The sequence below is a fragment of the Microbacterium sp. LMI1x-1-1.1 genome, from assembly GCF_040676205.1.
Taxonomy (GTDB): domain Bacteria; phylum Actinomycetota; class Actinomycetes; order Actinomycetales; family Microbacteriaceae; genus Microbacterium; species Microbacterium aquilitoris.
On the sequence record NZ_JBEGHM010000002.1, the window covers coordinates 1,246,101 to 1,256,048 of the forward strand.

Sequence of the window (9,948 nt, forward strand, 5' to 3'; positions counted from 1 at the left end):
GCAGGGTGGGGAGCCGGAGCTCATCTCGCGCGCGGGTGCGAGGTGAGGTAGACGTCGCGGAGCGCGTCCACGGTGACGTGCGTGTAGATCTGGGTCGTGGCGACCGAGGCGTGGCCGAGGAGCTCCTGCACGACGCGGACGTCGGCGCCGCCCTGCAACAGGTGCGTCGCGAACGAGTGCCGGAGCGTATGCGGAGAGACGTGCGCGGTGATCCCCGCCCGCTCCGCGGCCTGCTGGATCACGAGCCATGCGCTCTGGCGCGACAGCGGAGCTCCCCGCGCGCCCAGGAACGCACGCGGCGTCGCGCGTCCGCGGCGCGACAGCTCCGGCCTCACGCGCGTGAGGTAGGCGTCGACCGAGACCCGGGCGTACGAGCCGACCGGGACGATCCGCTCCTTCGAGCCCTTGCCCCGCACGCGCAGGACCTCCCCGTGCATGAGGTCGTCGACATCCAGATCGATGATCTCCGAGACACGGGCCCCGGTCGCGTAGAGGAGCTCCAGCAGCGCGCGATCGCGCAAGCCCACCAGCTCGCCCGGCGCGGCGTCCTCGGGCGCGGGACCGGCCGCATCCAACAGCCGGAGCACGTCCTCGACGGGCAGCGCCTTCGGCAGACGCATCGGCGCCTTGGGAGGCCGGAGCTTCGTGGTCGGATCCTCCGTCACGATTCCCTCCCGCGCGAGGAAGCGGTGGAAGCTGCGGATGGCCGACTGCAGCCGGGCCAGCGACGTCGAGGCGGGTGGTGGATCGGATGCCGCGCGCTCCGCGGCGAACCTCGTCACGAGCTCCCCCGTCACGGCGTCGGTGTCGTCGACTCCGTGCTCGTCGAGCCAGTCGAGGTAGCCGGAGAGGTCGCGACGGTACGCCGCGACGGTGTGCGCCGAGAGTCCGCGCTCGATGGTGATGTGCCGGAGGAACGCGTCGACGGCGCGAGCGAGCCTCACGGCGCCTCAGCCCTGCGGTCGGTCCGCGCCCACGGGACGCGAGCGTCCGGGCCACGGCGCGTCGGCGGCGCCGAGCGTCGTCCACTCACGGGAGCGGCCGGCAGCGGCGGCCAGGGCCGCGATCACGAGAGACGGATTCTGGAGCTTCCGCGCCAGAACGGCGTCCACGACGTCGTCGAGCGCGACCCAGCGCACCTCGATGTCGGCTTCCTCGTCGGTGCGGGCGAACGCTTCAGGCGTCGCCGCGAGCCCGCGTGCCAGGTAGATGCGGATGGCCTCGTCGCTGCCGCCGGGGCTCGTGAAGAAGTCCGACAGCACGTCCCACCGTTCTGCGGTCAGGTCGGCCTCCTCGGCGAGCTCGCGCTTCGCCGCCTCGAGGGGGTCCTCCCCCGGCACGTCCAGCAGGCCGGCAGGGATCTCCCATTCGCGGAACCCCACCGGGTGACGGTACTGCCGGATGAGGAGCACGCGTCCCTCCTCGTCGAGCGCCAGGACGGCGACGGCGCCGGAGTGGTCGACGTACTCCCGCACGATCGAGCCCTCGCCGTAGGTGAACGCGTCGCGGCGCAGGTTCCAGACCCGCCCCTCGAAGACCGTCTGGGTCTCGGTCACCTCGACGGTGACGGCGTCGTCCTGCAGCGGCGCGGCATCCGTCACGGCTCAGTCCTCGTTCTCGACGTCGAACAGCTCGCTCGAGCGGTGCCGCTCGAGCGCCGCGGCGATGAGACCGCGGAAGAGCGGGTTCGCCTCGGTGGGGCGCGAGCGCAGCTCGGGGTGCGCCTGCGTCGCGATGTAGTACGGGTGCACGTCGCGGGGCAGCTCGACGTACTCGACGAGATCGAGGTCGGGGTTCAGCCCCGAGAACCAGAGGCCCGCATCGGCGATCTGCTGACGGTACGTGTTGTTGACCTCGTAGCGGTGCCGGTGACGCTCGGTGGCGCGGTCCGAGCCGTACAGCTCCGCGGCGAGGGACCCCTCGGCCAGCGCAGCCTCGTACAGGCCCAGGCGCATCGTGCCGCCCATGTCGCCGCGGTCAAGGATGTCGACCTGCTCCGCCATGGTCGCGATGACCGGGTGCGGCGTCTCGGGGTCGAACTCGCTCGAGGACGCGTCCTCGATGCCCGCGACGTGGCGGGCGTACTCGATGACCATGCACTGCAGACCGAGGCAGATGCCGAGGGTGGGCAGTCCCTGCTCGCGGGCGAACTTCAGCGCGCCCAGCTTGCCCTCGATGCCCCGGATGCCGAAGCCACCCGGGATGACGATGCCGTCGACCGCCGACAGGGCCTTCGCCGCACCCTCGGGCGTCTCGCACAGGTCGGAGGGGATCCACACGATCTGGACCTTCGTCTCCTGCGCGAATCCGCCCGCCTTCAGGGCCTCGGTGACCGAGAGGTACGCGTCGGGCAGGTCGATGTACTTGCCGACGAGGCCGACCGTGACCTCGTGCTTGGGGTTGTGGACGGCGTTGAGGACCTTGTTCCAGCGGGTCCAGTCGATGTCGCCCGCCTTGGCGTCCAGGCCCAGGCGGCGCACGATGTACGCGTCGAGACCCTGGTCGCTGAGCGTCGAGGGGATGTCGTAGATGCTCGGCAGGTCGACGGTGTTGATGACCGCGTCCTCGTCGACGTCGCACATGAGCGCGATCTTGCGCTTGTTGGACTCGGTGACGGGGCGGTCGCTCCGCAGGACGAGGGCGTCGGGCTGGATGCCGATGGAGCGGAGCATCGCGACGGAGTGCTGCGTGGGCTTGGTCTTCTGCTCGCCCGAGGCGCCCATGAACGGGACCAGCGAGACGTGCACGAAGAAGACGTTGTCGCGGCCGAGCTCATGGCGGATCTGGCGCGCCGACTCGATGAACGGCTGCGACTCGATGTCGCCGACCGTGCCGCCGACCTCGGTGATGATCACGTCGGGGCGGGGCTCTTCGCTCGCCTGCAGGCGCATGCGCCGCTTGATCTCATCGGAGATGTGCGGGATCACCTGGACCGTGTCGCCCAGGTACTCGCCGCGGCGCTCCTTGGCGATGACCTCGGAGTAGATCTGACCCGTCGTGACGTTCGCCGCCTGGCTCAGCTCGATGTCGAGGAAGCGCTCGTAGTGGCCGATGTCGAGGTCGGTCTCGGCGCCGTCGTCGGTGACGAAGACCTCGCCGTGCTGGAACGGGTTCATCGTGCCCGGGTCGACGTTCAGGTACGGGTCGAGCTTCTGCATCACGACACGCAGGCCGCGCGCGGTGAGGAGGTTACCGAGGCTGGCGGCGGTCAGACCCTTGCCGAGAGACGAAACGACACCACCCGTCACGAAGATGTGCTTGGTGATGTCGTTGTTTTTGCGTCCCGCGCCCGAAGAGTCCGTCACGGGCTTTCACTCTATCAGCCCTCTCGGGTGCCCGGTCTCAGCGCGCCCGTCCGAGGGCCAGCAGCTCGCGCGCGTGGTCCAGCGCGGCATCCGAGTCAGCCATGCCCGACAGCAGGCGCGCCATCTCGGCGGCGCGTTCATCGCCTTCCAGTCGGCGCACGCTGGAGGCGGTGACCGACCCGTCGTTGGACTTCACGACCGACAGGTGATTGCCGGCGAACGCCGCCACCTGTGCGAGATGCGTGACCGCGATCACCTGACTCGTCTCGGCGAGCTTGGCGAGTCGCCGGCCGACCTCGATCGCGGCGGCGCCGCCGATACCGGCATCCACTTCGTCGAAGACGAACGTCGGAACCGGGTCGGTCGCCGCGATCACCACTTCGATCGCGAGCATGACGCGACTGAGCTCACCGCCGGACGCTCCGCGGGCGACCGGACGAGGCGAGGCACCCGGGTGCGGCGCGAGTTGGATCGTCACGACGTCGCGGCCGTGCGCCGCCTCAGCCCCCGGGTCGACGGCGACCGTCAGCCGCGCGTCCGGCAGCGCCAGATGACGGAGTTCCTCGGTGACGGCGTCGCCGAGTCGGGATGCCGCCGCCCGCCGCGCGTCCGTGAGCTCGGCGGCGCGCGTGTCGAGGTCGTCTCGGAGGCGATCGCGTTCGACGATGAGCCGCTCGATGCGGTCGCCGTCGTCGTCGAGCTCGGCGAGACGGGCGGACCCGGTCGCGAGGAGCGCGATCGCCTCGTCGAGCGATCCGTGCGCGCGGATGAGTGCGCCCAGGGCAGCGCGACGCTCCTCGACGGCGGCGAGTTCATGGGGGCCGCCCTCGTCGAGGTCGGCGAGATATCCGCTCAGCTCGCCGGCGATGTCGGCCACCCGGTACCCGAGTTCCTCGATCGCCGCGGCGTGGCCGCGCAGCGCCTCGTCCGAACCGGCGGCGCGTTCGAGCGCGCGCCGCGCCTCGGCGAGGAGGGCCTGCACGTCGGGCAGGTCGTCCTCGTTCGAGAGTGCCGTGTGCGCCGTCGCCGCCGCCATCCGCAGTTCCTCGGCGTTCGCCAGGCGATCTGCGCGCTGCGTGAGCTCGAGGTCCTCCCCCGGCTGCGGGTCGACCGCCTCGATGTCCGCGATCGCGGCCCGGAGCTCCGTTGCCTCACGGGCGCGGGACGTCTGCTCGGTCGTCAGGGTCTCGAGTTCCGCGGCCGCGGTGCGCCAGGCATCCCACACCCGGCGGTACCGGTCGAGCGCGTCGGCGACCGTCGCGCCGCCGAAGCGGTCGAGGGCCTCGCGCTGGGCCGCGGCCGACGTGAGCCGCAGCTGATCGGACTGCCCGTGGACGACGACCAACTGGTCGGCGAGGTCGGCGAGCACTCCGGCGGGAGCCGTCCTGCCGCCCACCGTGGCGCGGCTGCGTCCCTCGCTCGACAGCGTCCGCCCCAGGTAGAGTTCCGCGCGTCCGTCTCCGATGGGTTCGACGTCGCCACCGGCATCCCGCACGCGCTCGACCACCGGGCCGTCCTCGGGGACGATCCACACTCCGTCGACCGCGGCCTGATCCGCACCGGCCCGCACCGCGCCCGAGTCGGCACGCTGGCCGAGAAGGAGCCCGAGCCCCGTCACGACCATCGTCTTGCCGGCACCGGTCTCACCCGTCACCGCGGTGAACCCCGGCCCGATCGGCAAGGTCGCCCCCGCGATCACGCCGAGATCCCTAAGCCGGATCTGCTCGATCACAGCGAGGCCTCCGCACCGCCGCGCCAGCCCGCGATGGGGAGCTGGAACTTGCGCACCAGTCGGTCGGTGAAGGCCGAGCGATGCAGGCGTGCGAGGCGGACCGGGCGTCCCGATCGCCGCACGACCACGCGGGCACCGGGCGGAAGGTCGTGCGAACGGCGTCCGTCGCACCAGAGCACTCCCCTGCCCTGATTCCGCTGGAGGACGTCGATCGACACGGAGGTCTCGGGACCGAGGACGACCGGTCGGGCGAACAGCGCGTGCGCCGACAGCGGGACGAGGCAGAGCGCCTGCACGGAGGGCCACACGACGGGGCCGCCGGCCGAGAAGTTGTACGCCGTCGAGCCCGTGGGAGTGGCGACCACGACGCCGTCGCACCCGAAAGCCGACAAGGGGCGATCGTCGATCTCGATCATGACCTCGAGCATCCGCTCCCGCGACGCCTTCTCGACCGTGGCTTCGTTCAGAGCCCAGGTCGAGTAGACGACGTCGCCGTCGGCGTCTCGAACCTCGACCGACAGCGTCATCCGCTCATGGATCTCGTAATCCCGCGCGAGCGCCCGGCGGATCGCTTCGTCGACGCCGTCCGCCTCGAGTTCGGCGAGGAAGCCGACGTGACCCATGTTGACGCCGAGAAGGGGGACGGATGCCGCCCGCACCAGCTCGGCGGCGCGCAGGATCGTGCCGTCGCCACCGAGGACGATCGCGACCTCGATGTCGGTGACGTCGATGCCGCCCTCGCCGAGGACCACGGTGTCGAGGTCCCCGAGGGCCGCGGCGAGCTCGGGGTCGTCGCCCGGCACGACGGGCTGGAGGCCGGCCGCGTGCACCGCTTCGACGACGCGACGGGCTCCTGCGACCGTGTTCTCGCGGAGCGCGTGCGCCACCACGAGGATGTTGCGCGTCGCGTCGGTCATGCGGCTCCCGCCAGTCGGTTCACGGTGTCCAACCATTGTGTCGGATTCGCGTCGTCGCTCGTCCCGGGTCGGAGATGGATGAGGAATTCGCGGTTGCCGTGCGTTCCCGCGATCGGCGAGGCGATGACGCCGTGGGTGCCGAGCCCGGCATCCCACGCCGACCACAGGACGGTGGCGACGGCGTCGGCTCGACGCCCGGCATCCGTCACCAGTCCTTCGCGGACCCCGGTGCGGCCCACTTCGAACTGCGGTTTCACGAGCAGGACCAGATCGGATGCCGGGGCGCAGACCGACGCCGCCGCGGGGAGGACGTGCGTGAGCGAGATGAACGAGAGATCGCCCGTCACGAGCGTCGGCACGTCGGCGACGCCGCTCGCCTCGGCGAGGGAGGCGCGCGTCATGTGCCGCACGTTGAACCCTTCGACGACGGCTACTTCCGGGAGGGCCGCGATCTCCGCCGCCAGCTGCCCGTGCCCCACGTCGACGGCGAGCACCCGTGCGGCGCCGCGTTCGACGAGCACCTGCGTGAACCCCCCGGTCGACGCGCCCATGTCGAGCGCGACGCGCCCGCGTGGGTCGACCCCGAACGCGTCGAGGGCGGCGAGGAGCTTGTGTGCGGCACGGCTGACGTAGTGGTCGGATGCCGCGACCTCGATGCGCTGCTCGTCGCCGACCTTGACTGAGGCCTTCACAACGGGCTCGCCGTCGACGGTCACCAGTCCCGCATCGATGAGCTGCGCGGCGTGGGTGCGGCTGCGCGCCAGGCCTCGGGCGGCGACGGCCGCGTCGAGCCGGCTGGTCATGCGTTCGGGTCGCGGGGACCCGATTCGAGACGCTTCGCGAGCTCGTCGTGCAGGAGCGCGTACGCAGCCGCCCGTTCGCCCAACGGCTGGTCCTCGATCACATCGAGCGTCGAGAGCAGGTCCTCGCGGCGCGCGTCGCCGTCAGCAGCATCCATCGACATGTCACCCACCCTACGCGGCGCGGACGACGGCGGACGTGAACGCGGCGGAGCGGTTGTCAGCGTCGGTGGAACGGGTCCGCGTAGAGCCGCTCCGGCACCCGGAAGCCGTAGATCGCGCGTCCGGTGCCCCAGATCGCCGCGGCACCTGCGCGCACGAGATCGATCGGACGATCGCCCTCGGTGACGATGTGCACGTCGGGCCCGTCGATCCGAACCGAGGCGGAGCCGACGGTCGTCACGTCACCCTTCACGATCGTCTCGGGGTACGGCTCGTGGAGCTCCCGCAGGTCGCCGACGAGGTAAGTCGGCCTCGAGGAGTTCGGAGCGGCGAGGACGTGCTTGGGCCGGTCGATGCCGGTGAGCACCAGCACCGACTCGATCCCCGCAGCCTGCGCGCCGGCGATGTCGGTGTCGAGTCGATCGCCGATGAAGAGCGGATGCCGCGCCCCGAAGCGTGCGACCGCTTCGTCGAAGATCGGACGCTCCGGCTTGCCGGCCACGGTGGCGAGCCGACCGACCGCGGTGTGCACGGCGGAGACCAGGGTGCCGTTGCCGGGCGCGATGCCACGAGACTGCGGGATCGTCCAGTCGGTGTTGGTGGCGATCCAAGGGATGCCGCCCTCATCTTCGGGCTGGGCCAGGGCATAGGCCGCTTCAGCGAGCTGCGCCCAGCCGACGTCGGGAGAGAAACCCTGCAGCACGGCCGCGGGATGGTCGTCGGCGCTGCGTGTGACGGTGTAGCCCGCCTTCTCCAGTTCGAAGGCCAGTCCGTCTCCACCCACGACGAGGATCGTCGATCCGGTGGGAACCCTGTCCCGCAACAGCCGCACGGCGGCCTGCGGACTGGTGACCACCTCGTGAGGCTGGGTCTCGAGCCCGAGCTCGGTGAGATGGGAGGCCACAACGCTGTCACGTCGCGACGCGTTGTTCGTGATGTACGCGAGCGGACGTTCGCGCCGCGCTGCATTCAGACTCTCGACGGCATGAGGAATGGCACCGTCACCCGCGTAGACGACGCCGTCGAGGTCGGCGAGCACCAGGTCGACGCCGTCGAGCGGTGTCGATCGGGAACGCGAGAAGAGACCCATCAGGCGCGGTCCTCCTCGTCCTCCTCCTGAACGGATGCCGGGTCTCCCCCGGCGTCGCCGTCCTCGGTGTCGTCGACCTCTTCCCCGGGTTCGTCCTCGGATTCTTCCCCGGGTTCGTCCTCGAGCTCGATTTCATCGATCTCGTCGACCTCGATGGTCTCGGAGTCCGCGTCGATCTCTCCGAGCGCCGCAGCGGCGATGTCTGCACGACGCTGCCACTGCGCGGCCTCCTCGACCTGACCGAGTTCTTCGAGGACGGCGGCTCGCGCAGCGAACAGCCCGGGGCTCCACGGGAAGGCGGTGTCGGGATCGAGTTCGGGGATGTCGAGCTCCTGCAGGGCACGGTCGGGCTGGCCCAGGTCGAGCCGTGCACCGGACATCGCGATTGCGAGCTCGACGCGGACGTCGGTCGGGAGGGACGCACGGTCGACGGCGCGTCCGACCTCGAGCGCACGGTCGGGTCGACCGACGCCACGCTCGCTGTCGACCATGAGCGCGATCTGGTCGTCACGACCGGAGATCCGGCGGAACGTCCGCAGTTCGCGCAGGGCCAGTGCGAAGTCGCCGACGGCGTAGGCCGTGATCGCGACGGTCTCGCGGACCACAGCGATCCGACCAGCGCTACGGGATGCCGCCAGTGCGTGCTCGTGCGCAAGAGCGGGGTCTTCGTCGATGAGACGGGCAGCCATGGCCAGGTGCCGTGCGACCTGCTCGGCGTTGTCCTTACTGAGAGTCTTCAGCTCGTTCCGGGCCGCACCGTTCAGGTCGCGAGCCGTGACCTCATCGGGAACGACCGGACCCGCCGGCACGTTCCGACGGTCCGAATCCTGCGGCGGCCGCGAAGACCGACGGTCCCCGTCGCGCTGCGGGTACGACGGACGGTCGCCGTCGCGACGCGGGTACGACGGGCGGTCGCCATCGCGCTTCTCGTACGGACGACGCTCCCCGTCACGCTTCGAGTAGTTAGGCCGGTCACCATCGCGACGCGGGTACGAGGGACGGTCACCATCGCGCTTCTCGTACGGACGGTGTTCGCCGTCGCGGTTCGGGTAGCTGGGCCGGTCACCATCGCGGCGCGGGTAGGAAGGACGGTCTCCGTCGCGGCGTGGGTACGACGGACGGTCGCCATCGCGCTTCTCATACGGTCGACGCTCTCCGTCACGCTTCGGGTAGGAAGGACGGTCACCATCGCGACGTGGGTACGAGGGACGGTCACCGTCACGCTTCTCGTATGAACGACGTTCGCCGTCACGCGGGGGGTAGCTAGGACGGTCTCCGTCGCGACGCGGGTACGACGGACGATCCCCGTCACGACGCGGGTACGAGGGGCGATCACCATCACGCTTCTCATACGGACGACGCTCGCCGTCACGCTTCGGGTACGACGGACGATCCCCGTCACGACGCGGGTACGAGGGGCGATCACCATCACGCTTCTCGTACGGACGACGCTCGCCGTCACGCTTCGGGTAGGAGGGGCGATCACCATCACGCTTCTCGTACGGACGACGCTCGCCATCGCGCTTCGGGTAAGCCGGGCGGTCGCCGTCACGCTTCGGATACGACGGGCGGTCACCCTCGCGGCGTGGCGCGGAGCCTCGCCCGCTGCCGCGACGTTCGGAAGGACGGCGGTCCTGATCGCCTTCTGAAGGGCGTCCGCGGTCCCGCGAACGCTCACCGCGTGAGCTCGAGGAAGCAGGGGTGAACTTCCGTTTGCCGCCCGACTTGTCTGGGCGCTGCTCGTCCGTCATCTTCTCTGTCCTCTCACGTACGCGTTAACGAGAAATGGCCACCCAACTCTGGGTGGCCATTTCACGAAAGAAGTCCGGCGGTGTCCTACTCTCCCACAGGGTCCCCCCTGCAGTACCATCGGCGCTGTGAGGCTTAGCTTCCGGGTTCGGAATGTAACCGGGCGTTTCCCTCACGCTATGGCCGCCGAAAC

The 9,948-nt window shown here is 70.4% G+C and carries 10 protein-coding genes and 1 rRNA gene; 1 reads left to right on the forward strand and 10 read right to left on the reverse strand.

What is annotated here, in order from left to right; all coding sequences use genetic code 11:
- Positions 1-20: 20 nt before the first annotated feature.
- From xerD to MRBLMI1x_RS13855, 9 genes are read right to left on the reverse strand one after another with little or no spacing between them, the layout of a single operon-like run.
- Positions 21-944: a site-specific tyrosine recombinase XerD gene (gene xerD, locus MRBLMI1x_RS13815; protein ID WP_018186403.1), complete on the reverse strand. Its 924-nt coding sequence runs from the start codon at positions 942-944 to the stop codon at positions 21-23.
- A 6-nt stretch (positions 945-950) separates the two neighbouring features.
- Positions 951-1,601, reverse strand: a complete 651-nt coding sequence (locus tag MRBLMI1x_RS13820; RefSeq protein WP_018186402.1) for an NUDIX domain-containing protein — start codon at positions 1,599-1,601, stop codon at positions 951-953.
- Positions 1,602-1,604: 3 nt separating this feature from the next.
- Positions 1,605-3,305, reverse strand: a complete 1,701-nt coding sequence (locus MRBLMI1x_RS13825; RefSeq protein ID WP_018186401.1) for a CTP synthase — start codon at positions 3,303-3,305, stop codon at positions 1,605-1,607.
- 37 nt (positions 3,306-3,342) lie between these two features.
- Positions 3,343-5,037, reverse strand: coding sequence for a DNA repair protein RecN (gene recN, locus MRBLMI1x_RS13830; protein ID WP_363459366.1), 1,695 nt, complete (start codon positions 5,035-5,037; stop codon positions 3,343-3,345).
- Positions 5,034-5,954 carry an NAD kinase gene (locus MRBLMI1x_RS13835; protein WP_018186399.1) on the reverse strand — a complete coding sequence of 307 codons (921 nt, stop codon included), beginning with the start codon at positions 5,952-5,954 and terminating at the stop codon, positions 5,034-5,036. Before MRBLMI1x_RS13835 ends, recN begins: the two co-directional genes overlap by 4 nt.
- On the reverse strand, positions 5,951-6,757 hold the full coding sequence (locus tag MRBLMI1x_RS13840; protein WP_020097581.1) for a TlyA family RNA methyltransferase: 807 nt from the start codon (positions 6,755-6,757) through the stop codon (positions 5,951-5,953). Before MRBLMI1x_RS13840 ends, MRBLMI1x_RS13835 begins: the two co-directional genes overlap by 4 nt.
- Positions 6,754-6,918 carry a hypothetical protein gene (locus MRBLMI1x_RS13845; RefSeq protein ID WP_018186397.1) on the reverse strand — a complete coding sequence of 55 codons (165 nt, stop codon included), beginning with the start codon at positions 6,916-6,918 and terminating at the stop codon, positions 6,754-6,756. The genes MRBLMI1x_RS13840 and MRBLMI1x_RS13845 overlap by 4 nt, the downstream gene beginning before the upstream one ends.
- Positions 6,919-6,974: 56 nt before the next feature.
- Positions 6,975-8,006, reverse strand: a complete 1,032-nt coding sequence (locus MRBLMI1x_RS13850; protein WP_363459369.1) for an HAD-IIA family hydrolase — start codon at positions 8,004-8,006, stop codon at positions 6,975-6,977.
- A complete protein-coding gene (locus tag MRBLMI1x_RS13855; protein ID WP_363459371.1) occupies positions 8,006-8,611 on the reverse strand; it encodes a hypothetical protein in 606 nt (201 codons plus the stop codon). The genes MRBLMI1x_RS13850 and MRBLMI1x_RS13855 overlap by 1 nt, the downstream gene beginning before the upstream one ends.
- Positions 8,612-8,647: 36 nt before the next feature.
- Between MRBLMI1x_RS13855 and MRBLMI1x_RS13860 the strand changes: the two genes are divergently transcribed.
- Positions 8,648-9,241 carry a hypothetical protein gene (locus MRBLMI1x_RS13860; RefSeq protein ID WP_363459373.1) on the forward strand — a complete coding sequence of 198 codons (594 nt, stop codon included), beginning with the start codon at positions 8,648-8,650 and terminating at the stop codon, positions 9,239-9,241.
- A gap of 588 nt (positions 9,242-9,829) precedes the next feature.
- On the opposite strand, the gene rrf is transcribed toward MRBLMI1x_RS13860, so the two are convergent.
- Positions 9,830-9,946, reverse strand: a 5S ribosomal RNA gene (rrf, locus tag MRBLMI1x_RS13865).
- Positions 9,947-9,948: the final 2 nt, after the last annotated feature.

Bases quoted from the DNA above. Each gene is read 5' to 3' on its own strand.
- MRBLMI1x_RS13835 (WP_018186399.1), bottom strand. From the start codon at position 5,954: ATGACCGACGCGACGCGCAACATCCTCGTGGTGGCGCACGCGCTCCGC.
- MRBLMI1x_RS13850 (WP_363459369.1), bottom strand. From the start codon at position 8,006: ATGGGTCTCTTCTCGCGTTCCCGATCGACACCGCTCGACGGCGTCGAC.
- MRBLMI1x_RS13845 (WP_018186397.1), bottom strand. From the start codon at position 6,918: ATGTCGATGGATGCTGCTGACGGCGACGCGCGCCGCGAGGACCTGCTC.
- MRBLMI1x_RS13840 (WP_020097581.1), bottom strand. From the start codon at position 6,757: ATGACCAGCCGGCTCGACGCGGCCGTCGCCGCCCGAGGCCTGGCGCGC.